Annotated in this window: 22 protein-coding genes; 15 read left to right on the plus strand and 7 right to left on the minus strand. The window is 63.3% G+C overall.

Going from position 1 to position 26,291, the window contains the following annotated elements:
* Window positions 1–118: 118 nt before the first annotated feature.
* Window positions 119–1,033, minus strand: coding sequence for a LysR family transcriptional regulator (locus tag DQ397_RS03080; RefSeq protein ID WP_043215789.1), 915 nt, complete (start codon window positions 1,031–1,033; stop codon window positions 119–121).
* Window positions 1,034–1,335: 302 nt separating this feature from the next.
* Between DQ397_RS03080 and speB the strand changes: the two genes are divergently transcribed.
* From speB to DQ397_RS03130, 10 genes are all read left to right on the plus strand, one after another.
* Window positions 1,336–2,307 carry an agmatinase gene (gene speB, locus DQ397_RS03085; RefSeq protein WP_043215790.1) on the plus strand — a complete coding sequence of 324 codons (972 nt, stop codon included), beginning with the start codon at window positions 1,336–1,338 and terminating at the stop codon, window positions 2,305–2,307.
* A gap of 15 nt (window positions 2,308–2,322) precedes the next feature.
* A complete protein-coding gene (locus DQ397_RS03090; RefSeq protein WP_043215792.1) occupies window positions 2,323–3,831 on the plus strand; it encodes an aldehyde dehydrogenase in 1,509 nt (502 codons plus the stop codon).
* A gap of 96 nt (window positions 3,832–3,927) precedes the next feature.
* On the plus strand, window positions 3,928–4,107 hold the full coding sequence (locus DQ397_RS03095) for a hypothetical protein (RefSeq protein WP_043215793.1): 180 nt from the start codon (window positions 3,928–3,930) through the stop codon (window positions 4,105–4,107).
* Window positions 4,104–5,582, plus strand: coding sequence for a cytosine permease (locus DQ397_RS03100; RefSeq protein ID WP_043215794.1), 1,479 nt, complete (start codon window positions 4,104–4,106; stop codon window positions 5,580–5,582). Before DQ397_RS03095 ends, DQ397_RS03100 begins: the two co-directional genes overlap by 4 nt.
* On the plus strand, window positions 5,579–7,264 hold the full coding sequence (betA, locus tag DQ397_RS03105; RefSeq protein ID WP_043215795.1) for a choline dehydrogenase: 1,686 nt from the start codon (window positions 5,579–5,581) through the stop codon (window positions 7,262–7,264). Before DQ397_RS03100 ends, betA begins: the two co-directional genes overlap by 4 nt.
* 310 nt (window positions 7,265–7,574) lie before the next feature.
* A complete protein-coding gene (locus DQ397_RS03110) occupies window positions 7,575–9,071 on the plus strand; it encodes a PLP-dependent aminotransferase family protein (RefSeq protein ID WP_148921468.1) in 1,497 nt (498 codons plus the stop codon).
* Window positions 9,072–9,185: 114 nt separating this feature from the next.
* Window positions 9,186–10,250 (plus strand): sugar phosphate isomerase/epimerase, encoded by a 1,065-nt coding sequence (locus DQ397_RS03115; RefSeq protein WP_043214836.1) that lies wholly within the window; start codon window positions 9,186–9,188, stop codon window positions 10,248–10,250.
* 29 nt (window positions 10,251–10,279) lie between these two features.
* The gene (locus DQ397_RS03120) at window positions 10,280–11,539 is read left to right on the plus strand and encodes an MFS transporter (RefSeq protein ID WP_043214831.1); all 1,260 of its coding nucleotides are present in this window, start codon (window positions 10,280–10,282) and stop codon (window positions 11,537–11,539) included.
* A 578-nt stretch (window positions 11,540–12,117) separates the two neighbouring features.
* Window positions 12,118–13,620: a glycine betaine/L-proline transporter ProP gene (gene proP, locus DQ397_RS03125; RefSeq protein ID WP_043214829.1), complete on the plus strand. Its 1,503-nt coding sequence runs from the start codon at window positions 12,118–12,120 to the stop codon at window positions 13,618–13,620.
* 312 nt (window positions 13,621–13,932) lie between these two features.
* Window positions 13,933–15,054: a glycosyltransferase 61 family protein gene (locus tag DQ397_RS03130; RefSeq protein ID WP_043214826.1), complete on the plus strand. Its 1,122-nt coding sequence runs from the start codon at window positions 13,933–13,935 to the stop codon at window positions 15,052–15,054.
* Window positions 15,055–15,391: 337 nt separating this feature from the next.
* On the opposite strand, the gene DQ397_RS03135 is transcribed toward DQ397_RS03130, so the two are convergent.
* The 3 genes from DQ397_RS03135 to DQ397_RS03145 form a co-directional block, all read right to left on the minus strand.
* Window positions 15,392–16,060 carry a DUF3313 domain-containing protein gene (locus DQ397_RS03135; RefSeq protein WP_043214824.1) on the minus strand — a complete coding sequence of 223 codons (669 nt, stop codon included), beginning with the start codon at window positions 16,058–16,060 and terminating at the stop codon, window positions 15,392–15,394.
* A 64-nt stretch (window positions 16,061–16,124) separates the two neighbouring features.
* Window positions 16,125–17,444: an OmpP1/FadL family transporter gene (locus DQ397_RS03140; protein WP_043214822.1), complete on the minus strand. Its 1,320-nt coding sequence runs from the start codon at window positions 17,442–17,444 to the stop codon at window positions 16,125–16,127.
* Between the two features lie 327 nt (window positions 17,445–17,771).
* Window positions 17,772–18,809, minus strand: a complete 1,038-nt coding sequence (locus DQ397_RS03145; RefSeq protein WP_052352510.1) for an AraC family transcriptional regulator — start codon at window positions 18,807–18,809, stop codon at window positions 17,772–17,774.
* Between the two features lie 105 nt (window positions 18,810–18,914).
* Between DQ397_RS03145 and DQ397_RS03150 the strand changes: the two genes are divergently transcribed.
* Together DQ397_RS03150 and DQ397_RS03155 are read left to right on the plus strand one after the other, a co-directional pair.
* Window positions 18,915–19,484: an SPOR domain-containing protein gene (locus DQ397_RS03150; RefSeq protein WP_043214818.1), complete on the plus strand. Its 570-nt coding sequence runs from the start codon at window positions 18,915–18,917 to the stop codon at window positions 19,482–19,484.
* A 100-nt stretch (window positions 19,485–19,584) separates the two neighbouring features.
* The gene (locus DQ397_RS03155; RefSeq protein ID WP_043214816.1) at window positions 19,585–20,010 is read left to right on the plus strand and encodes a GTP pyrophosphokinase; all 426 of its coding nucleotides are present in this window, start codon (window positions 19,585–19,587) and stop codon (window positions 20,008–20,010) included.
* Here the strand turns inward: DQ397_RS03155 and DQ397_RS03160 are convergent, their stop codons facing one another.
* The 3 genes from DQ397_RS03160 to DQ397_RS03170 all read right to left on the minus strand — a co-directional run bounded on the left by DQ397_RS03160 (window position 20,011) and on the right by DQ397_RS03170 (window position 22,276).
* On the minus strand, window positions 20,011–20,703 hold the full coding sequence (locus DQ397_RS03160) for an endonuclease (protein WP_043214814.1): 693 nt from the start codon (window positions 20,701–20,703) through the stop codon (window positions 20,011–20,013).
* A gap of 6 nt (window positions 20,704–20,709) precedes the next feature.
* On the minus strand, window positions 20,710–20,952 hold the full coding sequence (locus DQ397_RS03165; RefSeq protein ID WP_043214811.1) for a DUF1654 domain-containing protein: 243 nt from the start codon (window positions 20,950–20,952) through the stop codon (window positions 20,710–20,712).
* Window positions 20,953–21,187: 235 nt separating this feature from the next.
* The gene (locus tag DQ397_RS03170; protein ID WP_043214809.1) at window positions 21,188–22,276 is read right to left on the minus strand and encodes an asparaginase; all 1,089 of its coding nucleotides are present in this window, start codon (window positions 22,274–22,276) and stop codon (window positions 21,188–21,190) included.
* Window positions 22,277–22,631: 355 nt separating this feature from the next.
* Between DQ397_RS03170 and DQ397_RS03175 the strand changes: the two genes are divergently transcribed.
* From DQ397_RS03175 to DQ397_RS03185, 3 genes are all read left to right on the plus strand, one after another.
* Window positions 22,632–23,585, plus strand: coding sequence for a sugar ABC transporter substrate-binding protein (locus tag DQ397_RS03175; RefSeq protein ID WP_043214806.1), 954 nt, complete (start codon window positions 22,632–22,634; stop codon window positions 23,583–23,585).
* Window positions 23,586–23,745: 160 nt separating this feature from the next.
* On the plus strand, window positions 23,746–25,296 hold the full coding sequence (locus tag DQ397_RS03180; protein ID WP_043214804.1) for a sugar ABC transporter ATP-binding protein: 1,551 nt from the start codon (window positions 23,746–23,748) through the stop codon (window positions 25,294–25,296).
* Window positions 25,293–26,288 (plus strand): ABC transporter permease, encoded by a 996-nt coding sequence (locus tag DQ397_RS03185; RefSeq protein WP_043214800.1) that lies wholly within the window; start codon window positions 25,293–25,295, stop codon window positions 26,286–26,288. Before DQ397_RS03180 ends, DQ397_RS03185 begins: the two co-directional genes overlap by 4 nt.
* The last annotated feature ends 3 nt before the right edge of the window (window positions 26,289–26,291 follow it).

Raw genomic sequence — 26,291 nt, forward strand, 5'->3', positions numbered from 1 at the left:
CCACTGAATGAAATAACGCCAGCCCAGGCACCGCCGTAAGGGCGCAAAGGTGAACGAGCGTCGCCAGGTCAAATGGATAAACTCACAACCTCAAAACCAACCACTGCTCGACGCGTATTCACGCAAAGCCGGGCAGATACATACACGTGTTCAGGTCCTCCAGAAACGCCTGCAGGATCGGCGGCGGGGTCACGCCGCGTCGGGTGATCACGTCGAAGGGGGAGGTGAGGTCCAGGGTGTTGGCGCCCAAGCGGTACATCTCGCCGGTCTTGACCCACTGCTCGGCGAAGTGCACCGGCAAGAACCCGATATAGGCCCCGGAAATGATCAGGATCGCCGCCGCCTCGATGTTCTCCACGGTGGCGTCGGCCTTGCTCATGCCCAACTGCGTCAGGTCGTACTGCTGCATGTAGCCGCGCACCACGATCCGGCAGGCGCGCACCTCTTCGAGCAGGCGCCCGTTGGCCGGTTTGCTGGCGAACAGCGGGTGGCGACGGCCGCAATACAGCCCCAGGGCTTCGTTGTACAGCGGTAGGTAGGACAGCCCCGGCACCCTCAGGGGAAAGTGCCCGATGGCCAGGTGCAGACGCCCGTCCAGTACCCGCTCTTCGAGCTCCGCCGGGGCGCCGATGTAAATGTTCAGCTGGGCATCGTGGCCTCGGGAGACGAAGCGCTGGGTGGTGCGCGGCAGCGGTGAGTCGGGGTCGGTCAGCGTGGAGTCGATGATCCCCAAATTGAGCTGGCCGCTGATGTGCTGCTTGAGCACGTCGGCGTCCATGCAGAAGCTTTCCACCGCGCTCAAAAGGCGCAACGTGGCTTCATGGATGGCCACGCCCTGCTCGGTGAGGCGAAAGCCGCTGCGCCCGCGCTGGCAGAGCTTGACGCCCAGGCGGGTCTCCAGGTGCGTCATCTGTTCGCTGATGGTGGACTGGCCGGTGTTCAGCGCCGCCTGCGCCGCGGAAAACCCGCCGCACTTGACGATGGTGGCGAACACCCTGAGGAGCTTCAGATCGACATCGTGGAGCTGGATCACCGCGGCCTCCCGGGCCGAGGTCACATCGCGGGTTGCTGATATGAACGCTCGGCTGAATGTGTTTTTGCCAAAGCTAACCCTGCACGCAGAGCAACCGCAATCCCGGCGTTTGGCAAAACGCCTGCGGCAGCGTCGGTCTGCGCAGATGCAGACATCGGCCGCGCCAGATACTTCGGCGCAGCCGATGTATGCATCTGGACTTGCGCATTTTTCCAGGGCCTGGCCGGGCCCATAGTGGATTCAAAGGTGTCGCACAGTCGCCCCGTCTCCTGACCAGAACAAGAAATTGGAGAAGCTCGAACATGGCAAAGCATGGTTATGAATCCGGCCGCCTGAACCTGCCCTTCGTAGGGCATTGCACGTTCGCCAAGTCGCCCATCTGCACCGACTGGAACGCCATCGACGCCGATGTGGCGATCCTCGGTGCGCCCAACGACATGGGTACCCAATGGCGCTCCGGCGCACGCTTCGGACCGCGCGGCATCCGCGAGGCATCCACGCTGTTCTCCTTCGGCCACTCCGGCGCCTATGACCACGAAGATGACGCCACTTACCTGACCGAAGACCAGGTGCGCATGGTCGATGTGGGCGATGCCGACATCGTGCACACCGACATGGCCACCAGCAACGCCAACATCGAATCGGCCGTGCGCCAGATCCTCGCCAGCGGCGCCATGCCGGTAGTGCTGGGCGGTGACCACTCGATCCATGCGCCGGTCATCAAGGCCTTCGAAGGACGCGACCCGATCCACATCATCCACTTCGACGCCCACCTGGACTTCGTCGACGAGCGCCACGGCGTGCGTTATGGCCACGGCAACCCCCTGCGCCGCGCTTCGGAGCTGTCGAACATCACCGGCATGACCCAGATGGGCATCCGCAACGTGTCCTCCTCCAACCGCGACGACTACGACGCCGCCCGCGATGCCGGCTCGAACATTCTCTCGGTGCGCGACGTGCGCCGCCTGGGTGTCGAAGGCGTGTTGGCGAAGATCCCCCAGGACATCGATTACTACATCACCATCGACATCGATGGCTTCGACCCGTCCATCGCCCCGGGCACCGGCACCCCGAGCCATGGCGGCTTCCAGTACTACGAAGTGCTGGAGATCATCCAGGCGCTGGCCAAGCGCAGCAACGGCCGCATCGTCGGCATGGACCTGGTGGAAGTGGCCCCGGCCTATGACCCTGCTGGCGTGACGTCCATCCTCGCCGCGCAACTGCTGATGAACAGCATCGGCTTCATCTTCCACGCGCGCGCCAAAGCTCGCTGATCCGGAGTTTCCAACGTGGACAACAAGGTAAAAAACTACCTGCAGACCTTCGGTGTTTCCGAGGCGACCCAGCGCTTTCTCTCCAAACAGCAGCACATGTTCATTGGCGGCGCCTGGGTGCAGGCCAGCGATGGCGCCACCGCTGAGGTGGTCGAGCCCTCCACCGAAGCGGTGCTCACCCGCATCCCCATGGGCACCGCCGAGGACCTAGACCGCGCCGTGAAGGCTGCGCGTGCGCAGTTCGACGGCGGCCCTTGGAGCCAGCTCAAGCCGCTGGAGCGTGAGCGCGTGCTGCACCGCCTTGCCGATCTGATCGAGGCCAATGGCGAGGAGCTGGCGCAGATCGAGTCCATCGACATGGGCAAGTCGGTCGACCAGGCGCGTGCCGTGGACATCCAGGGCACCATCGACACCTTCCGCTATTTCGCCGGCTGGGCCAGCAAGATCCACGGGCGCACCGTCGAACCCTCGCTGCCGGGCAACTACCTGGCGTACACCCGCAAGGAAGCGGTGGGCGTGGTCGGGGTGATCGTGCCGTGGAACTTCCCGCTGCAGACCATGGCCTGGAAGTTGGGCGCGGCCTTGGCCGTTGGCTGCACCGTGGTGGTCAAACCGGCTGAGCTCACTTCGCTTTCGGCCCTGCGCTTCGCCGAGCTGGTGCAGGAAGCCGGGCTGCCCGACGGCGTGGTGAACATCGTCACCGGCCGTGGTAGCGTGGTGGGTAACGCCATGTCCAGCCACCCAGGCATCGACAAGCTGAGCTTCACCGGCTCCACCCCGGTCGGCTGTGCGGTGGGCAAGGCCTCGATGGACCAGATGAAGCGCCTGACCCTGGAACTCGGTGGCAAGTCGCCGGTGATCGTGTTCGCCGATGCCGACGTCGAAGCCGCCGCCCAGGCGGTGGCCAACGGCGTGTTCTTCAACTCAGGCCAAGTGTGCGACGCCGGGACCCGCGTCTACATCGAGGGCAGCATCTATCCGGCCTTCCTGGAGGCGCTGGCACGCTACACCGCAACGCTCAAGATCGCCCCCGGTTTGGACCCGGATTGCTTCATCAGCCCCATGGTGTCGCGTCAGCAACAGCAGCGGGTGCTGGAGTACATCGCCCTCGGCAAGGCCGAAGGCGCGCAGGTGTATTACGGCGGTGAGCCGGTCCAAGGCCCAGGCTTCTTCGTGCAGCCGACGATCTTCGCCAACTGCACCCACGACATGCGCATCGTGCGTGAGGAGATCTTCGGCCCGGTGCTGGTGACCCAGCCGTTCGATACCCAGGAGCAGGCGGTGGAATTGGCCAACGACTCGGAGTTCGGTTTGGCCGCGGCCATCTACTCCAACGACCTGGGCCGGGTCCACGGGCTGATTCCGCGTCTGCGGGCAGGGACCGTCTACGTCAACGCGCACAGCACCCTCGATCCTTCCATGCCTTTCGGCGGCTACAAGCAGTCGGGCTATGGCAAGGACATGGGCGCCGAACAACTGGAGTTCTTGCTGGAGACCAAGGCGGTCTGGATCACCTTGCCCTGAGGTCCAGGGCTGGCCAGCGCCGCTGAGGTTGGCGGGCGGCGCTGATTTATCGGATGCATCGAATTTCAAGAACAAGAACCTATCGAGGTGATGCCCATGAACAGCCAAGCAGATGTAGAGCGAGCGCAAGATCTGGAAAGGCGCTTGTGCGCCTATGAGGAACTGGAAGGACGGACGGATTGGCCAGGTGCGATGGGCGTCGGTGACTACCTGGCGCTGGCGGTGTTCGCCCTGGTCGTGATGGTGGGCTTCTATCTGTGGGGGGGCCAAGCATGAGCCCGTCCAAAGAGCAGGAATTCCGACTGGCCGCCGAACGCGGCGACACCCCCTTGTTGCCCAGCGAGCGGGTCTGGGGCTTCTGGGGTTATGCCTACGCCAACTCCGCGCTGGCGGTGGCCACCTGGGTGTTTCTGATCGGCGGCGCTACGGCGCTGTTCGTCGGCCCCAAGCAAGGGATCTGCGCCATCGTCATCGGCAACATCGTGGGGGTGATCCTCGCGGCGTTCTCCACCTGCGTGCCGTGCGGCAAGTATGGGGTGGAGCAGTTCACCTTCCTGCGCAGCATGTTCGGCCTCAATGGCAGCCGCCTGGTCTACATCCTGTCGGTGGTGGTGCTCACCATGGGCTGGCTGGCGGTGCTGGGGCTGATGTGTGGGCGAGCGCTGGACAACCTGGAAACCCTGGTGCAGCAAGTCCCGCCCGATGGCGACGGCTGGCTGGTGACCGGCGGTGCCTTGTTGGCCATCGTGCTGGCGGCGCTGGTGGCCATGCGTGGGCCGGACATGATCCGCTTGCTGAGCGCGATCATCGCACCCAGTCTGATCCTGATCATGCTGGCGCTGATGTACTTCATCTCCCGCAGCCACAGCCTGGACCAACTGCTGGCCATGCCAGCCTTGCAACCGCCGTTCGCCGACTCGCGCATCAACTTCATGATCGCCGTGGAGATCAACATCGCGGCCGGGTTCTCCTGGTGGCCCTACATCGGCAACCTGTCGCGTCTGTGCAGCAACCAGCGCACGGCCTTCTGGCCGAACCTGGTAGGGATCTTCGGTGCCGCCTCCCTGGGTGAGACCGTCAGCCTGTTCGCCGCATCGACCCTGGGCAGCAGCGACCCGACCGCCTGGATGCGCCTGGCCGGTGGCATGGCCTTCGGCGTGGTGGCGCTGGGCTTTCTGGCACTGGCCAACCTGACTGGCATGGTCAACATCCTCTACACCGCGGTCATCGGTTTGCGGCAAGTGACCGGGGAGCGCTTGCGCAGTGTGCGCTGGGGTGTGCTGGTGGGGCTGTTCTGCGTGATTCCGGTGGCCATCGTGCTGTTCTTCCCAGGCATCTACGACGGCTTCTTCATCTTCCTGGTGTGGACTTCGGCACTCAACAGCGCCCTGGCCGGGATCGGCATCGCCGACTACTTCTTCCTGCGCCATAAGCTGGTGAACCTGCGCCAGCTCTATGCCGCGCAAGACACATCGCCACTGCGCTTCTGCGGCGGCTTCAACCCCATCGCACTGGTGGCGCTGGTGGCAGGCTTCGTGATCTACGTGGTGGTGTTCAACCCGCAGACCCTGGCCCACACCTCCTTCTTCACCTTCGCCACCGCTTCGCTGCCGTCCTGCCTGCTGGCTGGGCTGGTGCACTACGGGCTGACCCGCGCACTGGCCACTCGCCTGGGCTGGGGTGGCTACCCAAAGGGCAATGAACGCAACATCGAGGCAGCAGGCCTCGGAGCAAAGGGTTACAGCAAATGAACAAGCGATATGACTACATCATCATCGGCGCAGGCTCTGCCGGCTGCGTCCTGGCCAACCGCCTGACCGAAGACGCCGGCACCTCGGTGTTGGTCCTGGAGTTCGGCGGCAGCGACCGCAGCGTGCTGATCCAGATGCCCAGCGCCTTCTCGCTGCCGATGAACACCAAGAAATACAACTGGCGCTACGAGACCGTCGCCGAGCCCCATCTCGATGGCCGGCGCCTGCACTGCCCGCGGGGCAAGGTGTTGGGCGGCTCGTCCTCGATCAACGGCCTGGTCTACATCCGCGGCCATGCCCACGACTTCGACGAGTGGGAAAGCCTGGGGGCCAAGAACTGGAGCTATCGCAACTGCCTGCCGTACTTCAAGCGTGCCGAGACCTTCAAGTTCGGCGGTGACGACTACCGCGGCGCCAGCGGCCCATTGGCCACCAACAACGGCAACAACATGCAGAACCCGTTGTACGGCGCCTGGGTGGAAGCCGGCGCCGAGGCTGGCTACATCAAGACCGACGACTGCAACGGCTACATGCAGGAAGGCTTTGGCGCCATGCACATGACGGTCAAGGATGGCGTGCGTTGGTCCACCGCCAATGCCTACCTGCGCCCGGCCATGACTCGCCCGAACCTGACCGTCGTCACCCACGCCATGACCCGGCGCATCCTGCTCGACGGCAAGCGCGCGGTGGGGGTCGAATACGACGAGGGCGGCAAGACCCATAAGGTCTACTGCAACCGCGAAGTGCTGGTGTCCTCGGGCCCGATCGGTTCGCCGCACCTGTTGCAGCGCTCAGGGATAGGCCCGCAGGAGGTGCTGAAGAAGGCCGGCATCGAAGTGCGCCACGACCTGCCGGGCGCGGGCGAGAACCTGCAGGATCACTCGGAAATCTACATCCAGTACGCTTGCAAGGAGCCGGTGACCCTCAACGGCAAGATGAACCTGCTGGGCAAGGCGATGATCGGCCTGCGCTGGCTGCTGTTCAAGGATGGCCTGGGGGCGAGCAACCACTTCGAGGCCGGTGGCTTCATCCGCTCGGCCAAGGGCCTGCGCTGGCCGGACATTCAGTTCCACTTCCTGCCGGCGGCCATGCGCTATGACGGCGACAAACCGTTCAAGGGCCATGGTTTCATGGTGCTTACCGGGCCCAACAAGCCCAAGAGCCGAGGCCATGTGCAGGCGCTGTCGGCCGACCCGTACCAGCACCCGGAGATTCGCTTCAACTACCTGGAAAGCGAGGAGGACAAGGAAGGCTTCCGACGTTGCGTGCGCCTGACCCGGGAGATCATCGCCCAGCCGGCCATGGACCGCTTCCGTGGCGAGGAACTGGCGCCCGGCCCCCATGTGCAGACCGACGAGCAGATCGACGCCTTCGTGCGCGCCAACATGGAGAGCACCATGCACCCCTGCGGCTCTTGCCGGATGGGTGAGGACGACATGGCGGTGGTCGACTCCGAGCTGCGCGTACGTGGCCTGCAAGGCCTGCGGGTGATCGACTCCTCGGTGTTCCCGAGCGAGCCCAACGGTAACCTCAACGCGCCGACCATCATGCTCGCCGAACGCGCCTCGGACCTGGTCCGCGGCCGCCAGCCGCTCGCGCCTGCCGATGTGCCGGTCGGACTGGTGGAAGGCTGGGAAGAGCAACAACGCAGCGCCGAGCCCGTGCGCAAAGTGCGGGCCTAAACCGCGCCTCGATCGCTGTAGAAGCGGGTTTACCCGCGAAAGCGTTGGTGAATCCACTATCGCATTCGCGGGTAAACCCGCTCCCACAATGGGCTGCGGCAACCTGAGAATCCGCAGGCGCGCTGCGATCTTTGTGGGTGTGGTTACCTACGAAAACGTCGAGGATCTCCAGGTACGCTGCGATCTCTGTGGGAGCGGGTTTACCCGCGAAAGCGTCGGTGAGTTCACTATCGCATTCGCGGGTAAACCCGTTTCATGGAAGGTGAGAGCCAGCGCACAATAGCCCTCTGGCCCTCAGGACACGAAATCCATGAAAACCCCCGGTGGCGTGCTGCTCAGCGGCGTCGAGCTTGATCGCGGCAGCTCGATCCCGCTCTACCGCCAACTCTACTTGCAACTGCGCAAGCAGATCCTCAGCGGCCGCTTGCCCGGTGGCACGCGCCTGCCTTCTACCCGCACCCTGTGCAAGGAACTGTCGCTGTCGCGGATCACGCTGCTCAACGCCTTCGACCTGCTCACCGCCGAGGGCTTTCTCGCCTCGCGCACCGGGGCCGGCACCTACGTGGGCAACGAATGGCAGGGCAGGGTGGCCCAGGCCGACCTGCCCACCAAGCCACCACGCCTGTCGAGCCTGAGCCAGGCCGTGCATTCGCTGCGCAGCGAGCACTTCAGCGGTATCTCCTACAGCGCCTGGGACCCGCAGCGCCCGGTGTCCTTGCTGCCCAGCCACCCGGCCTACGATGCGTTTCCCATGCCGGTGTGGAAGCGCCTGATGAACCGCCACCTGCGCAAACCCGACAAAGCCCAATTGGCCTATGGCGAACTCAAAGGCCTGCAGCGCCTGCGCGAGGCCATCGTCGAATATGTGTTCGACGCGCGTGGCATCGAGTGCAACGTGGAGCAGGTGGTGATCACCTCCGGCGCCCAGCAAGCCTTCAACCTGTTGGGCATGCTGCTGCTCAACCCAGGTGACCGGGTGTGGATGGAAGACCCCGGGCACATTGCCGCGCGCATCGCCTTCCAGGCATTGGGCTGCCAGCTCGTGCCCCTGCGGATCGACGAGCAGGGGCTGGACGTGCAGCAAGGGATACGTGAGTGCCCTGAAGCGCGCCTGGTCTTCACCACGCCTTCGCGCCAGCACCCCTTGGGCACCACCATGAGCTACCCACGGCGCCAGGAGCTGATCGACTGGGCCGCGCGCAGCCAGGGCTGGATCGTCGAGGATGACTGCGACAGCGAGTTCCGCTACGTGGGCCGGTCGCTGCCGGCGCTGCATGCGATGGATCCATGGCAGCGGGTGATCTACGTCGGCACCTTCAGCAAGGTGCTCTATCCGTCGTTGCGGTTGGGCTATGTGATCCTGCCCGAAGCGCTGGTGGAGCCGTTCTGCGCGATCCGTGCGGTGATGGACCGCAGCCCCTCCACATTGCACCAGGCGACCACGGCCGACTTCATGCTTGACGGCCACTTCCTCGGCCATATCCGCCATATGCGCGCGCTCTACCAGGAGCGCCAGGCCAGCCTGGTGGAGGCACTGCAACGCCAGTTGGGCGGGTTGCTTTCGGTGGCGCCAGTGGAGGCGGGGCTGCACCTGATCGGCTGGCTGCCCGAGGGCGTGGACGACGATGCCCTGGCCCGCGGGCTGGGCAACCACCAGGTCTATACCTATGCGCTGAACGACTACTGCCTGCAGCGCTACCTGCCGCCGGGCCTGCTGCTGGGCTTTGCCGCCACGCCCGCCGAGCAGGCCACGCAGCGGGTGCGCGAGCTTGCCCAGGCCCTTGACGCGTTGGGTATGCGGGTCTGAGCCAGGCCTTCAAAATGGCTATACCAACAAAAGATTAATGGCTCTATGGATGGGGCCACTTCGGAGCGATAAAGGCACGGCCGGCCACCCCGGCATCGCTCTGAGGAAATGACAATAATGAATCCTATCCAAGCCCGTTTCGCCGGTCTCATGGGCCACAACGCGCAGGCGCCGTGCACGCCCGTGCTGCTCACCGCCGACCTTGCCCGCCGTCTGCTGGCGCGTCTGGACAGCCTGCGGTTGTTCGCCCACGGTTATCCGCTTCTGACCAACCTCACCCACGGACGGGTCACCCCCGAGGACATGCTCGACTTTGCCTACCGGCATGGGCTCGACGGTCTCTCGCTGCATTTGCTCGATGGCGAGCACAACAGCCTCTCGCGCATGACGCCCGAACGCCTGGCGGCCTTCGCTGACAAAGCCCGTGGCCTCGGGCTGGACGTGCACCTGGAGATCAGCAGCACGCTGCCCGCGGACGTTGACCAGGCTGTGGCCGTCGCCCGTGCCATCGGCAGCCGCAACATCCGCGTGTATTCGCGCTACGAAGGGCACCTGTCGCGGGTGATGAGCATCATCGAGGATGACCTGCGCCGCCTGGCGCGCCTGGCCGATGAGCACGACCTGAACTTCGACTTCGAGCAACACGAAGAGCTCAAGAGCGACGAGATCGCCACCTTGCTACGTCGGGTCGGGCACCCACGTCTGAATGCCTTGTTCGACTTCGGCAACATGATCAATGCCTGCGAGCAGCCGTTGCCTGCGCTGGCGAACCTGGCGCCGTTCATTCGCCAGGTCCACCTCAAGGGCGTGCGCGTGGTGCCCGAGGCCAACGGTTTTGGCCATTACGGCGTGCTGCAGGGCAGCGCCGAGGATCAACTGCCCGGCGCGCGCATGCTGATGGAACTGTTGCTGCTGGGTGAGTCCACACCCCAGGTGGTGGCGTTCATCCTCGAGCAGGAAAACCACTACATCGCCCCGGCGTTCCGCCAGGTGGGCGAAGACGCCGACCCTTTCATCGTCTACCGCGAGATGAGCGAAACACCCTTGCCACCGGGCTACAGCCTGGAGCAGATGCTGGCCGACGAGCACCGCTGGGCCAATGACCAGGTGCGCTATGTCCGTGAGCTGCTGGCCGAGATGCGCGTGTTGGCCGAGCTGACCCTGGCCGCCGACGCCTGACCCTCACCCTGGAACCGTGGAGAACAACAATGACAGCTTCGGTCAAAGCCAAGTGGCTACGCTTTTTGATCCTCGTCCTCGGCGGCGGGACCATCTACAAACTGTCCAACCTCAAGGACGCTTTCTACATCCCGATGCAGGAGCACATGGGCCTGACCCATACCCAGATCGGCACGTTGCTGAGCGTCAACGCCATCGTCGCCACCGCGCTATTCGTGGTGGGGGGCTTTCTGGCCGACCGCTTCGAAACGCGCAAGCTCATCCCGCTGGGGCTGGTGAGCATCGGTGGGTTGGGCCTGTACCTGGCGAGCTTCCCGGGCTACAACCAGTTGCTCATCATCTTCGGCCTGCTGGCGGTGTGCGCCGACTGCATCTTCTGGCCTTCGCTGCTCAAGGCCATCCGCAACCTGGGCAATGACCAGGAGCAAAGCCGCATGTTCGGCCTGCTCGAAGGCGGGCGGGGCGCGGTGGACACGCTGGTGGCGTTTTCCGCCCTCGGCGTGTTCGTTGCCCTGGGTTCCGGTGCGGCCGGCCTCAAGGCGGCCATCGCGTTCTATTCGCTGATCGACATTGGAGTTGGCGTGCTGGCGCTGTTCCTGCTCAAGGATGCGCGCCAGGTCAACAGCACCCGCGAGCCCATCGGTCTGTCAGGGCTGCTGGAGGCGGTGCGCATGCCGGGGATCTGGCTGGTGAGCCTGAACGTGTTCATGGTCTACATCGTGTACTGCGGCCTGACCTACTTCATCCCATACCTCAAGGACATGTACCACCTGCCGGTGGCACTCGTGGGCGCCTACGGCATCATCAACCAGTACTTCCTCAAGGTCCTCGGTGGCCCGGCCGGTGGCTTCATCGCTGACAAACAGCTCAAGAGTTCGAGCCGCTACCTCAAATGGGCCTTCGTTGCCTTGCTGCCGCTGATGCTGGTCATCCTCAGCATTCCGCGTGGTGAAAGCTACATCTACGCGGGCCTGGCAGCGACACTGTCCTTCGCCCTGGTGGTGTTCACCATGCGTGGGGTGTTTTGGGCGCCGATGAGCGAAGTGGGCATCCCTTCGCGCATCACCGGCTCCGCATTCGGCATCGGCTGCCTGATCGGCTATGCGCCGGGCATGTTCGCCTACGTGATCTATGGCGCGTTGCTGGACCACTACCCAGGCGAGCAGGGCTACACCTATGTGTTCAGCCTGATGAGCGTGCTGGCGGTGGTGGGTGTGGTGGTGTCCAGCCTGCTGCAGCGGATGGTCAGACGCCACCGCGAGGCCGCGGGGGCCCAGGCGATTGCCTGATCCCGTTTGGGGCGCTGGCTTTTGGGCTGGCGCGATCCCTGTAGGAGCGGGTTTACCCGCGAATACGTTGGTGAATCCACTACCGCATTCGCGGGTGAACCCGCTCCCACAGGGCTGTGCAGTCTTTGGGTAAATCTGCTCTTGCAGGCGGCTGCGCAGTGCATCGCCGTTAACACTTTACTGGGGCTTGCCTCGCCAGCTGTAGGAGCGGGTTTACCCGCGAATACGTTGGTGAATCCACTACCGCATTCGCGGGTGAACCCGCTCCCACAGGGCTGTGCAGTCTTTGGGTAAATCTGCTCTTGCAGGCGGCTGCGCAGTGCATCGCCGTTAACACTTTACTGGGGCTTGCCTCGCCAGCTGTAGGAGCGGGTTTACCCGCGAATACGTTGGTGAATCCACTACCGCATTCGCGGGTGAACCCGCTCCCACAGGATTGTGCAGTCTTTGGGTAAATCTGCTCTTGCAGAAGGCTGCGCCGTGCAGCGCCACAAAGCCTGCCCAGCGTTCACGGTGAATTTTTTTACGTTCCGCTGTATCTGATGCCTTAGAACATGCATCCGCGACAGGGACTGGCCATGAAATCACGGAAAAAGACCGTCAAGCCGATCGGCTTGCAGGACATCACCATCGTCGACGACGCCAAGATGCGCAAGGCGATCACCGCGGCGGCGCTGGGCAATGCCATGGAGTGGTTCGACTTCGGTGTCTATGGGTTCGTTGCCTATGCACTGGGCAAGGTGTTCTTTCCTAACGCAAGCCCCGGGGTGCAGATGATCGCGGCACTGGCCACGTTCTCGGTGCCATTCCTGATCCGCCCGCTGGGTGGGCTGTTCTTCGGCGCGTTGGGTGACCGCTATGGGCGTCAGAAGGTGCTGGCGGCGACCATCGTGATCATGTCCTTGAGTACGTTCGCCATCGGGCTGATCCCGTCCTATGCCTCGATCGGCATCTGGGCGCCGATCCTGTTGCTGCTGGCCAAGATGGCCCAAGGGTTCTCGGTGGGCGGCGAATACACCGGGGCGTCGATTTTCGTGGCCGAGTACGCACCGGACCGCAAGCGGGGCTTTCTCGGCAGTTGGCTGGACTTCGGTTCGATCGCAGGGTTCGTGCTGGGCGCGGGCCTGGTGGTGCTCATCTCCACTGCACTGGGCGAGGCGGCGTTTCTGGAGTGGGGCTGGCGCTTGCCGTTCTTCCTGGCCTTGCCGCTGGGCCTGATCGGCCTCTACCTGCGCCACGCCCTCGAAGAGACGCCAGCTTTCCAGCAGCATGTCGACAAGCTGGAGCAGGGCGATCGCGAGGGCCTGGCTTCAGGCCCGAAGGTGTCGTTCAAGGAGGTCGCCACCCAGCACTGGCGCAGCCTGGTGACCTGCGTGGGTGTGGTCATCGCCACCAACGTCACCTACTACATGCTGCTCACCTACATGCCCAGCTACCTGTCCCATAACCTGCACTACAGCGAAGACCATGGGGTGCTGATCATCATCGCGATCATGGTCGGCATGTTGTTCGTGCAGCCGATCATTGGCCTGTTGAGCGACAAGGTCGGCCGCCGGCCCTTCATCATCGGTGGCAGCGTGGGGCTGTTGGTGCTTGCCATTCCGGCGTTCATGCTGATCAACAGCGGCGTGCTCGGGGTGATCTTCGCCGGTTTGCTGATCCTGGCCGTGCTGCTCAATTTCTTCATCGGGGTGATGGCTTCTACCTTGCCGGCGATGTTCCCCACCCATATCCGCTACAGCGCTTTGGCCAGCGCCTTCAACATTTCGGTGCTGATCGCCGGGCTGACCCCAACCATCGCCGCCTGGCTGGTGGAGAGCACCGAAAACCTGTACATGCCGGCCTACTACCTGATGGTGATCGCATTGGTGGGATTGGCCACGGGCGTGTCGATGAAGGAGACGGCCAACAAGCCCCTGCACGGCGCTGCCCCCGCTGCCTCGGACATCGAAGAAGCGCGCGAGCTGCTGCAGGAACACCACGACACGCTGGAGCAGAAGATCGAAGACATCGACGCGAAGATTGCCGAGCTTCAAGCCCAGCGCGCACGTTTGGCGCAACAGCATCCTCATATCGACTGACGGCGCGAAGCGGAGTCTGAATGTTCATTGCAAGTGCAAACTATTTAAGTCGGGTGATTAATTTGACGCCATAAAATAATTGGCAAATACCCGAGGTAGAGCGCTTGCAAAGTCATTTGTTGGCACCTTTACTTGTTACTGGATATGAGGGGCGCTGTTTCAATGAAGCGTGGCTTTCATATCGATGAGTTAAAGGGTGCATTGACGTTTCGCGTTGATATTCCGGCCTATTTGTCAGGTTCATAAAGGGTGGCTACATCCTTTATGGGTTTGCCGTTCCTGACGGGTCCCGCTCAGTGGGGAGGACTGTTCATGGAAAGTGAGGTGTCGGCGTTCAGTCAATTGGATTCCCATCATCGTCGGCACTGGACATTGGCCGCGTATAAATACATCGCGCGAAAACGGCTGGCTCGTCATGTCGATATCAGCCTGAAAAGCATCGCGGAAAGAAGCTGGGACATCGCCCCAGGTTGCCTGTCGTTCTCTCCGCCAGCCATTGCGCTGCCCGGCCAGCTGGAGCGCGTCACCGGCTGGGAGGAAAAACGCTTCTATCCATATGAGCACCCGGCCCGCACCATGGCAGGGTTGGGCGAAGTGGTGCAGGGCCCGACCCGGGGCTATCTGCTCAAGGACGTCTGGTTGATCGACGGAGTGTTGTACAAGGGGCGGGCCAGTTTCTGGCTTTCCCAACGGCCCAGGGCATTCCCGCCTGTGGTCGTGGAGCATGAGATCGACCGCGGGGCGATCTACTGTTCGGTCAACGGCAATACCTGGTTCGGCAACTGGATGGTCGAAGACTGCGTGACCTATCCCCTGGCCGCCGAGGAAGGTGTGCCGGTCACTGTCGGGCCGTCGGCGCGGTTTCCCATCTACACCCAGGCGCCGCCCTACGAAGACTGGCTCGGCATGAAGCCAAGGCGCCTGAGTGGCGCCTACTTCCATGAACTGGTGCTGTTCGATGACTTCTGTAACAACCGCAACAAGTATCTGCGTTTTCGCGCCATGGGCGACAAGCTGCTGTCGCGGGTGAACTATCAGTCTCACCCCGGCGTGTTCTTGCTGCGCGGTGGCGACGGCGACCTGCGCTTGCTGCGCAACGAACTGGAGTTGGCCGAGCACCTGCGTCGAACCCGTGGTTTTCACGTGGTCGATCCGCTGAAAAGCGACGTGCCGTCCATCGTTGCGGCCTGCGCCGGGGCGCAGGTGGTGATCGGTGTCGAGGGCAGCCAGCTGGTGCATGGGGTCAATGTCCTGCAACCGGGCGGTGCTTTGCTCGCCCTGCAACCGCCCAATCGCTTCGTCAGCTACTACAAGTACCACACCGACCGAGACAACCAGCACTTCGCTTATGTGGTCGGTACCCCCGATGGCGACGGTTTCAGGATCGACATCGAGGAAGTGGAGCGCACGTTGGATTTGATTCCACCGCCGTGAGCCGTGACCCAGAGCACGTTCAGGATGTGGCCCGGGCCAGGAGAAGGTTTGCCGTCTTCACCATTTGAATCCACTCCTGCTCGGTCACCAACCTCTTCTGCCGGGGGCGGTCACGGACCTGTTCGAATGGGTGCAAGGTCTTCCGCAGGAGCTCGAGATGCTGGCGGCCCATATGTGTGCATTGGCCGAAGCCTGTGATCTGGATGCCGTGAGCGCGCTGCTCGAAGCCGTGCCCGCGACAAAACCGTGAGGTCGTGCAGGTTTCACGGGTAAACCGGACACCGAACCGATTCACCCGCGAAGCGGGCGCCACGCAGAAGGGCAGCGCCGACAAGGATCATTTCTTCAGGGCCTGGTACGACTTGACCATGTCCTGCGCCCAACCGTCGAGCACGGCCTTGGCATCTTTGGCCTGCATGACTTGCGACGAGTTCTCCAGCTCTGTACCGGCGCCTTTGCGCACCACCTCGGCCACTACTTGGTTGCTGCTGCCATCGATGAAGGCCGCCTCGGTGGCGATGCTGGTGTCCTGGTCGCGAATGCCGGTGGCGGTGCTGATACCCGCGGCGATCAGGGCGATCGGGATCACTTCATACGGGCGCAGGCTCTTGGTGGAGGCGCTGACCGCAGTGATCGCCGGGCGCACGACCAACACGCCTGGGCCTGGGCTGGTGGCCAGCGGCAGGACCTTGGAGAAGTGTGATTTCAAGGTCTGGTCGTAGTACTGGGTGATGCCTTGAAGCGTGGACTGCGGAACCTTCTCGGTCGGCTGCGGCCGCGGATAGAGCTGGCTGGGCTCGATGTAGACGCTGCGGAAGGCGTTGACGTCGACGCCAGGCTTGATCCAGCGCATCACCGGCGCACCGGAGGGGGACTTTTCTTCCTTGAGGATGCTGTAGTCCTTCAGAAAGCCGGAATACTGATCGGACTCCACGTATTTGCTCGCGCAACCGGAGAGCAGTAGCGAGGACAGGCACAAGGTTGTAGCGAACGACTTCAGGTTCATGCAATTTCTCCTTGGGACATTGGGCATTGCTCCGCGGTCTTGTGGCGAGTTACGCGTGATGTATCTAGAAGCGCCAGGTTGCGCCTCCTCCAATGATATGTAGCGCACTGTTGTCGAAGCTGCCGGACAATGTATTGCCCGAGCGCGATTTTGTTTGTTCAACGTCCATGTCGCCCAGCCACACCAGGGTATAGGCCAGGTGTACGTCGAGCCCTTCATCGAGCATGTAATTCACACCCGTGGCCAGGCGCCAGGTCTCGCCCATAGGGTTGTCTACCGTGCGGTCGTCATCGTCCACTGCCGAGCTGTCGTAACCCAGCCCCATGCTCCAGCGCAGGCGCGGTGTGGCCTGGTACTGGGCGCCAAGCGAGGCGTGCCAGGTGTCCTTGTACTTGCGGTCGACCGTGCGGCTCGCGCCTGCGTTGTTGGCGTCTACGTCCACGCCCACGTCGCCGAAATCGCTCCAGTCCTGCCAGCCAAGGCTGCCCAGCAGTGTCCACTGCTCGTCCAGCCGGTGGGCCACGCTGAACGTGGCGGTCTGCGGGACATTCAGGTCCAGCTCCAGGGCGTCCACATCCAGCCTGCGCAAACCGGCGTTGAGGATCGGGTTGCTGATGTTGCGTACGTGGGGGCTGTCTTCGAACTCCAGCTTGATCTTGCTGGTGTAGGCAAAGCCGAGCGTGGTGTGTGGAGTGAGTTGGTACAGCACTCCCAGGTTGACGCCAGTACCGACGTCGGTGTCCTTGTATTCCAGTTGCCCGTCCGGGCGGTCGCGCAGCCCCAGCAGGTTGTTGTTGACCGCCATTTCAGTGCGGTAATAGCCGTACATGATGCGCGGGCCGACGCCCACGGACAGGTCATCGGTGAACTTGTACGCCAGCGTCGGCTGGAAGGAGACGCCGATGATCGCAGCCTCCTGGGTGAAATAGCGCCCGGCCCAATCGTCGTCGTAGTCCAGCGCCAAGCCGAAATTGCCATACATGCCAAAGCCGATCGCGGCGCGGTCATCGAGCTGGTGGCTGATGAACAGGCTGGCACCGGGCAGGTACTGCAAGGCATTACCGCCTTCGTTGCCATCGAACTGATTGTTGCTGTCGCGGGAGAAACGTAGATCGCCCAGGATCACCTGGGCATTGGCGCTGACCTGGGTACCCCGCAACTGCGTGAGGCCCGCCGGGTTGTTCATCAGCACGCTCGGGTCCTTGGCCAGGGCTGCGGAGCCTGCGTTGGCCAGGCCGTTGCCTTCCTGGCCGGCTTCATAGATGAAGATCCCGCCGGCAGAGACGGTCGGGCTGCCGAGCAGCAGCGCGCAGGCGAGGGTAGGGGCGCGCCACCAAGGGCGTGGGTGAGTCCGCGTAGCCGGGAATGGAAGCAAAGCATGCATAGACTTCAATGTCCCCTCAGGTTGAGGATCGGTAGGTAGGCGATGCGTCACGCATCGCTACATACAAAACTCCTTTTCGCTGTGACGTAACTCATCACTTCGGGCTACTCGTTTTTCCCCAGTAGCATAGCGGCGCTATAGCAATTTCGACGGGGTGGCCTGTATTCCTTTTACGACAGCCAGGGACGGCTGATCCCATCGATTTCGAACTCAAAAGACTTTAGGTGAAGGTTTTGTTTTTTCCATGACGCCTTGCGCTGTCAATCCGGCGAATGCGACGTCGCACTGAACGGAGCGGTGCGGCATAGGGGTTCCAGGCATCCGTCATCAAATGTGAATACGCCCAGGGACCGGTGTCGCCACGACGCTCTTGCTGCTCAACTGCCGACGGTGCTCCAGGGGTGTGCAGCCGTACCAGCGGGCGTGGGCGCGGCAGAACGAGGCCGTGCGTAGATAGCCCAGCTCCTGGGCGATCTGGGCGACGCTGAGCCAGGTGCTTTGCAGCAGTTGCCGCGCTTGCTGACAGCGCACCTGCTCGACCAGCTGTTCAAACTCGATCCCTTCGCTGGCCAGGCGACGTTGCAGGGTGCGCGGGTGCAGGCCCAACACCAGCGAGATCTGCTCGAGGCTGCAGCGGCGCTTGGGTAGCATGAGCAGGATGTGCTGGCGGACTTTGTCTTGCAGGTCGATGTTTTCGGCGCACTGCCCCTCCAGGTGCAGGCGCATGATGTCGTGTAGCGTGGGGTCGTATTGAACGCTGGTTTTTTGCAGGTCTTCGGGATGGAGAGCCAGGGCGTTGTGGTCTTGACCGAACAGCACGGGGCAGTCGAAGTAGCGTCGGTAGAGCGCCAGGCTAGCCTGGGGTTGATGACGAAAGAGCACGGCCCTGGGTTTGAATGCGATACCGAGCAGCTCGCTGACCAGCAGGTTGCCATGCAAGATGGACTTTTCCACGATCTGCGGCATGGGCTGGCTGCTGGGCAGAGTGTTGTCGAAATACAGCAGGGCCCTGCCTGGCCGGCGCTCCAGGCTGAATTGAATCGCCGGGCTGTAGACGCGCATGTAGCGCAGCACGGCCACCAGCGCCTCGCCCACGGTGGGGGCCGAGCGCGCCAGATGCTGCAGCGGGCCGAGCAGGGTCAAGCCCTGGCGGGTCGCCAGCTCCAGGCCGAGCTGGGGCAAGCGCAGGGCATGGGCGCTGCCTTCGAAGATCTGCACCAGGCTTTGGTAGGCGAAGCGTTTCTCATAGTTGCCGACTACATCCAGGGTGATACGGTGGGGCGACAGATAGTCGCGCATGCAAGCGCCGTGGGCGGCGAGCAGCTCCCCGAACTGCAAGAAGGCGGTACCGCGAATGCTGTCCATATTCTGGCCTTGTGTTCAGCAGGTTCGCACTGAGTATGGTCGCCGAAGTCTAGGCTGTCCGCGCGACATGCTAGAATCCGCCGCTTCGAATCAGGAGGTAGACGCGTGCGCAAACTGGCAGTGGTAATGGCAGTGCTGGCCCTGGCGGGCTGTGAGAACGAGGTCGAAGGTGTCCACAAACAGGTGGCCGAACACCTGCACAACCCCAAGACGGCCAAGTTCGCCAACGTGCGGATCGACACCCAGGGCTCGATCTGCGGCCAGGTGCGCGGCAAGGACGACGCCGGGCAGTACGAGGCGTACCGCAGTTATGTGGCGATCAAGCACGATGGCCAGTATGAAATCCTCGTCGATGACACCGGCAACAACCTGCGCATCCGTGAGGTCTGCGGCGGTGCCGAGCTGCAACGCCGCGCCGATGCCCTGGCTGACCAGCCGGCCCCGGAAGGCTGGGATGTGGAAGTGATCCAAGGGGCCAACATGGGCGCCTTGACCGACATGACTGCCCGCCTGATCGAAAAGGGCATCCCGTCCTCGGTCGAGTATCGCAATGGCAAGCCGGTGGTGTTGATGGGGCCATTCCCCACCAAGGCCGAGGCCGAGGCACGCAAGGCCGATGTCATGGCGCGCCTGGGCACGGACTCGATCGTCATCCAGCACGGCGCACAGCGCTAAGGCACGGGCCGCACAGCGGCTCCAGGGCGTCAAAAATGCATGTCCGGGGCGTGTGCGGCTATGCTTGCAGGGAAGCAGGTGGTTGAGGGGGAAAGGCCTCATGTCTACGCTGGAACGGGCCATTGCCGTCGCTGCCAGGGCGCATGAAGGGCAATACGACAAGGGTGGGGCGGCCTACATTCTCCACCCGTTGCGGGTGATGATGCGGGTTTCGACGCCCGAGCAGCGGATCGTCGCGGTGCTCCACGACGTGTTGGAAGACACCCCGCTGACCCTGTCGGACCTCGCGCGCGAAGGCTTCCCCCTGAAGATCCTCGCCGCCGTGCTGGCGTTGAGCCGGCGTGAAGGCGAGAGCTACGAAGCGTTCGTGGTGCGCCTTGGCGGCGACCCGCTGGCGCGGCAGGTCAAGCTGGCGGACCTGGCCGACAACAGTGACCTGTCGCGTATCCCATGCCCGGGCCCGGCGGACCTGGCCCGGCTTTGCCGCTACCAGCAGGCCAGCGCCTACCTGCAGACCCTCAACTGATCAGCCACAGGCCTGCATGTTCACCGGCCCGACGAAGTCGTTGCCATGGCCCATCACGCACGCCACCTGTTGGTTGCGCTGCAACTCCCAGGTCTGCGGTGGATAGGTCTTGTTCCAGGCCTCGAACAACTGCCGGTCTTGCTTGGACAGGCGCAGGTTGTACTGTTTGCTCATATAGAAGTAGGTGCGCGCGATCATCCCGCGGATCGACGGGCGCGGCATCACTTTCTTGGCCTTGAAGTCCACCTGGGTCAGGCAGCTGCCGTACTGACCCTGTTGCTGCGGCAGCCAGCCGAAGCTGTAGTTGCTGCGGTCGCCATTGACCTCGCCGATGCTCGGTACCAAGTTGTGCAGGTCGGCTTCGGCGCGTTTGTACACCTCATCGTGGCGCGAGCAGTTCTTGCGTCCACCATTCTGCCAGCATTGGCGCTGATGGCCGATCTGCCAGGCAGGCACGATGTGTTCCCATTCGATGCGCGAAGCGCGTTGGGCATTCTTGCGCGGGGTGTAGCCGCAAGAGGCCAGGTCCACTTTGTTGCCTTTGTACTTGCAACCACAGTAGAACTCGGTGGATTGCGGTGCATACAGGCGCCAGGCGACCTTCTTGGCTTCCTGGAAGGTGCGTGGGGCGTCGGCGTGGGCAGTGACAGCGGTGGACAGCAGGCACAGGCCTGCGAAAAGCGAAACTCTCATGCGCGGTCAGTCTTCCTTGGGCACAGTCCAGAAGATCTGCACGCCGCCGTCATCGCGGTGGGCGAGGGTGACGTTGTCGTTTTCGGCGATTTCCTCGAGCAGGGTTTCCCAGTCGTCGGGCGACTCGTGCTCCAGGCGGAAGATCAAGGCCGCGCGGCTGCGCTGGGCGATGGGGCTGTTGATGATCTTCTGGATGCGCAGACCCAGTTGTTCGTAGGTGCTAGGGGATGCTGCAGAGGTACTGGCCACGGGGCTTTTCCTTGTTTTGCTGTATGCGCATACAGTATTTCACTGTAAGGCATTTCGCAACAGCGTGTAAGGCGAAAGCGTCTATGACCGCAGGGATGTAATTGGTTCACTCTCGGGTGAATGCAGTTGCGGGTAAGCCCGCTCCTCCCACGTCCGCTCTGGACCCTGTGGGAGCGGGTTTACCCGCGAAGGGGCCGGCTCATACAACGCGCCGGCCCGACGTCATGGCAACGAATCAATACTCCCAGAAGATCCGCTGCAGCTCCTTGCTGTCCTGGGTCTTGGTCATCGCCACCATCGCCAGGATCCGCGCCTTCTGTGGATTCAGGTCATGGGCCACGACCCAGTCGTTCTTGTCGTCAGGCTGTTCGGCGTTGCGCAGCACGAAACCACCCTGATTGACGTGGGACGAACGAATGATCTGAACACCGTTCTTGCGCAGCTCTTGCAGGGCTGGCACCACCCGCGACGATACCGAGCCATTGCCAGTGCCGGCGTGGATCAGAGCCTTGGCGCCATTTTGCGCCAGCGCCTTGTAAGCGGTGTCGGTCACGTTGCCGTAGCCATAGGCGATGTCCACCTGGGGCAGGGCGCTGATTTGCTTGATGTCGAACTCCGAGTTGACGGTATGGCGCTTGGCCGGCAGGCGGAACCAGTAGGACTTGCCTTCGACCACCATGCCCATCGGGCCCCAGGCGCTCTTGAACGCTTCGGTCTTGATGTTGACCGACTTGCTCACGTCACGGCCGGACTGGATCTCGTCGTTCATGGTCACCAGCACCCCTTTACCGCGGGACTGCTTGTCGCTGGCTACTGCTACGGCGTTGTACAGGTTGAGCATGCCATCGGCGGACATGGCAGTGCCCGGGCGCATGGAGCCGACGACCACGATTGGCTTGTCGGTCTTCTCCACCAGGTTGAGGAAGTAGGCGGTTTCTTCGAGGGTATCGGTGCCGTGGGTGATGACGATGCCGTCGACGTCCTTGCTGTCGGCCAGCTCCGCGACGCGTTTGCCAAGCTTGAGCAGGTCGTCGTTGCTGATGCTCTCGGAGGCGATCTGCATCACCTGCTCGCCGCGCACGTTGGCCAAGGTGGCCAGCTCCGGTACGCCGGCGATGAGTTTGTCGACACCGAGCTTGGCGGCCTGGTAGGTGGCGCTGTTGGCGGCGCTGGCACCGGCGCCGGCGATGGTGCCGCCGGTGGCGAGGATGACCACGTTGGCCAGCTTCTGCTGTTGCTCGGCTTCCTTGGCGCTAAGGCCGGTCGGCAGGATCAGCAACAGGGCGAGGGCGCTTGGGGCGAAGGTTTTCACTGCAGCATTCATGTTTTTATTTTCTCTCTTCCAAATGAGACGGTTGGCTGTGTCGCGCCCTAAAGCAGGCAGGTTTCGTACCAGCGGGGGCCGTGGCCCCAGCAAGGGCTGGATGAGGCCGTGATCAGGGCGCGTTACGACAAACCTGTGAGACTGGTTCGGGCTGCATGACAGCCTGTTCCGTTCGGTATCCCGAATGAGAGTAGGAAAAGGTGTTCGGTTTTTCGGAAATTTTTCGGATAATCCCGACGTACGCGGCCTGGGCAAAACCGCGTGAGGGATTTGACAAAAGCAGGTCTTGTTTCCATAGTTAGGCAACGCAAACGTTTGCGATCCGATAAAAAACACAAGATTCGGAGTCAAATTCATGAAATTGCCATTCCCTGGCCGCTTGCTGGCCCTGGCTGTCTTCTCCACGCTTGCCCTCTCGCTCCCCGTGTCCGCCGCCCAGGCCCAGGACAAACCCAAGGTCGCCCTGGTCATGAAATCCCTGGCCAACGAGTTCTTCCTGACCATGGAAGACGGCGCCAAGACCTACCAGAAAACCCACGCTGATGATTTCGACTTGGTGGCCAACGGCATCAAGGACGAATCCGATACTGGCAACCAGATCCGCATCGTCGAGCAGATGATCGTCTCCGGTGTCAACGCCCTGGTCATCGCTCCGGCCGACTCCAAAGCCCTGGTGCCGGTGATCAAGAAGGCCATGGACGCGGGCATCACCGTGGTCAACATCGACAACCGCCTCGACCCCGACGTGCTCAAGAGCAAAGGCCTGAGCGTGCCCTTCGTCGGCCCCGACAACCGCAAGGGCGCTCGCCTGGTCGGCGACTACCTGGCCCAGCAGAAGCTCAAGGCCGGGGACCAGGTCGGTATCATCGAAGGCGTGCCGACCACCACCAACGCCCAGCAGCGCACCGCAGGCTTCAAGGACGCCATGGAAGCTGCGCAGATGAAAGTGGTCTCGGTGCAGTCGGGCAACTGGGAGATCGACAAGGGCAACGCCGTCGCCGCCGCCATGCTCAACGAATACCCCGATCTCAAGGCATTGCTGGCCGGCAACGACAGCATGGCCCTGGGCGCTGTGTCGGCGGTGCGGGCGGCAGGCAAGACCGGCCAGGTGCAAGTGGTTGGGTACGACAACATCCGCGCCATCAAGCCCATGCTCAAGGACGGCCGTGTGCTTGCCACCCTCGAGCAGCATGGCGCCGACCAGGCAGTGTTCGGCATCCAGGCGGCCTTGCAGATGCTCAAGGGCGAAAAGCCTGCGGTGGATGCCGACAACGTCATCCAGACCCCGGTCGAACTGGTTACCAAATGATGATGCGGCATCGCGGCGCCGGTTTCGCCGGTAGGACCGCACCCACAGGTACAGCAGGGTTTTCCAGGCCTGCGCAAGGTCTGTGGGCACCGGCTCACCCGCGAGGAGGCCAGCACAGCCAATACAAGACCGCTGCGTTCCCTGGGGCGGGGTGTCTGCCATGAAAGAAGCGAATGAGGTCACCCTTGCCGTCAGCGGCCTGGGCAAGACTTACACCCAGCCGGTGCTCGGCGATGTGACGCTGGAGCTGCGCGCGGGCGAAGTGCTGGCGCTCACCGGCGAGAACGGCGCGGGCAAGAGCACGCTGTCCAAGCTCATCAGCGGCCTGGAAACGCCCACCACAGGGCAGATGCGTTATCGCGGCGAGCCCTACGCGCCCGGCAGTCGCAGCGCGGCCGAGCGCCTGGGCGTGCGCATGGTGATGCAGGAGCTCAACCTGCTGCCCACCCTGACCGTGGCCGAGAACCTGTTCCTCGACAACCTGCCCAGCCGCGCCGGTTGGATCAGTCAGAAACGCCTGCGCCAACTGGCTACCGCCGCCATGGCCCAGGTCGGCCTGGATGCCATCGACCCGGACACCCCGGTCGGCGAGTTGGGCATCGGCCATCAGCAGATGGTGGAGATCGCCCGCAACCTCATTGGCGATTGCCATGTGCTGATCTTCGACGAGCCCACGGCGATGCTCACCGCTCGCGAAGTGGAGCTGCTGTTCACTCAGATCGAACGCCTACGCCAGCGCGGCGTGGCCATCGTCTATATCTCCCATCGCCTGGAAGAGCTGCAGCGCGTGGCCCAGCGCATCGCCGTGCTGCGCGATGGCAAGTTGGTGTGCGTCGAGCCGATCCAGCGCTACAGCAGCGCCGAGCTGGTCAACCTCATGGTCGGTCGCGAGCTGGGCGAGCATATCGACCTCGGTCGTCGCGAGATCGGCCAGACGCTGCTCAAGGTCAACAAGCTAAGCCGTGGCGACAAGGTGCGCGAGGTGTCGTTCGAGGTCAGGGCAGGGGAGATCTTCGGTATTTCCGGCCTGATCGGCGCCGGACGCACCGAGCTGTTGCGCCTGATCTACGGCGCCGACCGCGCCGACAGCGGGCAGATCGAACTTGGCCAGCCCTTGCAGCCGGTCACCCTCGATTCGCCCAAGGCGGCGGTGCGCGCGGGCATCGCGTTGATCACCGAGGACCGCAAGGGCGAAGGCCTGCTGCTCACTCAATCGATCAGCGCCAATATTGCCCTGGGCAACCTGGGGGCGGTGTCCCGCGCGGGCATACTCGACGCCGAAGCCGAGCGCGCCCAGGCGCTGCGCCAGATCAATGCCATGCGCATTCGCAGCGCCAGCCCGGCCCAGGCCGTGGGCGAGCTCTCCGGCGGCAACCAGCAGAAAGTGGTGATCGGCCGCTGGCTGGAGCGCAACTGCCAGGTGCTGTTGTTCGACGAGCCGACCCGGGGCATCGATGTCGGCGCCAAGTTCGACATCTATGGCCTGCTGGCCGAGCTGGCGCGCCAGGGCAAGGCCTTGGTGGTGGTGTCCAGCGACCTGCGCGAGCTGATGCTGATCTGCGATCGCATCGCTGTGCTCTCGGCGGGCCGGCTGATCGACACCTTCGACCGCGAGCGCTGGAGCCAGGATCAACTGCTCGCCGCCGCCTTCGCCGGCTATCAGAAACGTGACGCATTGCTGCATGAAGCAGCTCCCAGGATGGACCCATGAAGACCACACCCCTCGACACCCCGGGCCGCGCCCCCGTGCGCCGCAGCGCCAATTACTTCGGCCTGGGTACCTACCTGGGCCTGGCTGGCGCCTTGCTGGCGATGATCGTGCTGTTCTCGTTCTTGAGCAGCCACTTTTTGTCCTACGCCACCTTCAGTACCCTGGCCAACCAGATCCCGGACCTCATGGTGCTGGCGGTGGGCATGACCTTCGTGCTGATCATCGGCGGCATCGACCTGTCGGTGGGCTCGGTGTTGGCCCTGGCCGCCTCGGCGGTCAGCGTGGCGATCCTGGGCTGGGGCTGGAGCCCGTTGCCTGCGGCGTTGCTGGGCATGGCCGTGGCGGCGCTGGCCGGCAGCGTCACCGGTGGCATCACCGTGGCCTGGCGCATCCCATCGTTCATCGTCTCTTTGGGCGTGCTGGAGATGGCCCGAGGCCTGGCTTACCAGTTCACCGACTCGCGCACCGCCTACATCGGCGATGCCTTCGCCTGGTTCTCCAACCCCATCGCCTTCGGTATTTCGCCAGCCTTCATCATCGCCTTGCTGGTCATCGTCGTCGCCCAGTTGGCGCTGACCCGCACGGTGTTCGGCCGCTACCTGATCGGCATCGGCACCAATGAGGAGGCCGTGCGCCTGGCCGGCATCGACCCGCGCCCCTACAAGGTGCTGGTGTTCGCCTTGATGGGGCTACTCGCGGGCCTGGCCGCGCTGTTCCAGATCTCCCGTCTGGAAGCCGCCGACCCCAATGCCGGCGCTGGCCTGGAGCTGCAGGTCATCGCCGCCGTGGTCATCGGCGGCACCAGCCTGATGGGCGGGCGCGGCTCGGTCATCAGCACTTTCTTCGGTGTGCTGATCATCTCTGTGTTGGCCGCGGGGCTGGCGCAGATCGGTGCCTCCGAACCCACCAAACGCATCATCACCGGGGCGGTCATCGTGATCGCCGTGGTGCTCGACACTTACCGGAGCCGGCGCGCAGGCCGGCGGAACTGAACC

Origin of the sequence: Pseudomonas sp. CK-NBRI-02 (assembly GCF_008124495.1) — a bacterium.
GTDB lineage: Bacteria > Pseudomonadota > Gammaproteobacteria > Pseudomonadales > Pseudomonadaceae > Aquipseudomonas > Aquipseudomonas guariconensis.

What these genes read in the sequence shown, in the direction of transcription:
- speB (WP_043215790.1), top strand. Translation starts at nt 1,336, where the DNA reads ATGGCAAAGCATGGTTATGAATCCGGCCGCCTGAACCTGCCCTTCGTA.
- DQ397_RS03095 (WP_043215793.1), top strand. Translation starts at nt 3,928, where the DNA reads ATGAACAGCCAAGCAGATGTAGAGCGAGCGCAAGATCTGGAAAGGCGC.
- DQ397_RS03100 (WP_043215794.1), top strand. Translation starts at nt 4,104, where the DNA reads ATGAGCCCGTCCAAAGAGCAGGAATTCCGACTGGCCGCCGAACGCGGC.
- betA (WP_043215795.1), top strand. Translation starts at nt 5,579, where the DNA reads ATGAACAAGCGATATGACTACATCATCATCGGCGCAGGCTCTGCCGGC.
- DQ397_RS03110 (WP_148921468.1), top strand. Translation starts at nt 7,575, where the DNA reads ATGAAAACCCCCGGTGGCGTGCTGCTCAGCGGCGTCGAGCTTGATCGC.
- DQ397_RS03120 (WP_043214831.1), top strand. Translation starts at nt 10,280, where the DNA reads ATGACAGCTTCGGTCAAAGCCAAGTGGCTACGCTTTTTGATCCTCGTC.
- proP (WP_043214829.1), top strand. Translation starts at nt 12,118, where the DNA reads ATGAAATCACGGAAAAAGACCGTCAAGCCGATCGGCTTGCAGGACATC.
- DQ397_RS03130 (WP_043214826.1), top strand. Translation starts at nt 13,933, where the DNA reads ATGGAAAGTGAGGTGTCGGCGTTCAGTCAATTGGATTCCCATCATCGT.
- DQ397_RS03135 (WP_043214824.1), bottom strand. Translation starts at nt 16,060, where the DNA reads ATGAACCTGAAGTCGTTCGCTACAACCTTGTGCCTGTCCTCGCTACTG.
- DQ397_RS03140 (WP_043214822.1), bottom strand. Translation starts at nt 17,444, where the DNA reads ATGCATGCTTTGCTTCCATTCCCGGCTACGCGGACTCACCCACGCCCT.
- DQ397_RS03145 (WP_052352510.1), bottom strand. Translation starts at nt 18,809, where the DNA reads ATGGACAGCATTCGCGGTACCGCCTTCTTGCAGTTCGGGGAGCTGCTC.
- DQ397_RS03155 (WP_043214816.1), top strand. Translation starts at nt 19,585, where the DNA reads ATGTCTACGCTGGAACGGGCCATTGCCGTCGCTGCCAGGGCGCATGAA.
- DQ397_RS03160 (WP_043214814.1), bottom strand. Translation starts at nt 20,703, where the DNA reads ATGAGAGTTTCGCTTTTCGCAGGCCTGTGCCTGCTGTCCACCGCTGTC.
- DQ397_RS03170 (WP_043214809.1), bottom strand. Translation starts at nt 22,276, where the DNA reads ATGAATGCTGCAGTGAAAACCTTCGCCCCAAGCGCCCTCGCCCTGTTG.
- DQ397_RS03175 (WP_043214806.1), top strand. Translation starts at nt 22,632, where the DNA reads ATGAAATTGCCATTCCCTGGCCGCTTGCTGGCCCTGGCTGTCTTCTCC.
- DQ397_RS03180 (WP_043214804.1), top strand. Translation starts at nt 23,746, where the DNA reads ATGAAAGAAGCGAATGAGGTCACCCTTGCCGTCAGCGGCCTGGGCAAG.
- DQ397_RS03185 (WP_043214800.1), top strand. Translation starts at nt 25,293, where the DNA reads ATGAAGACCACACCCCTCGACACCCCGGGCCGCGCCCCCGTGCGCCGC.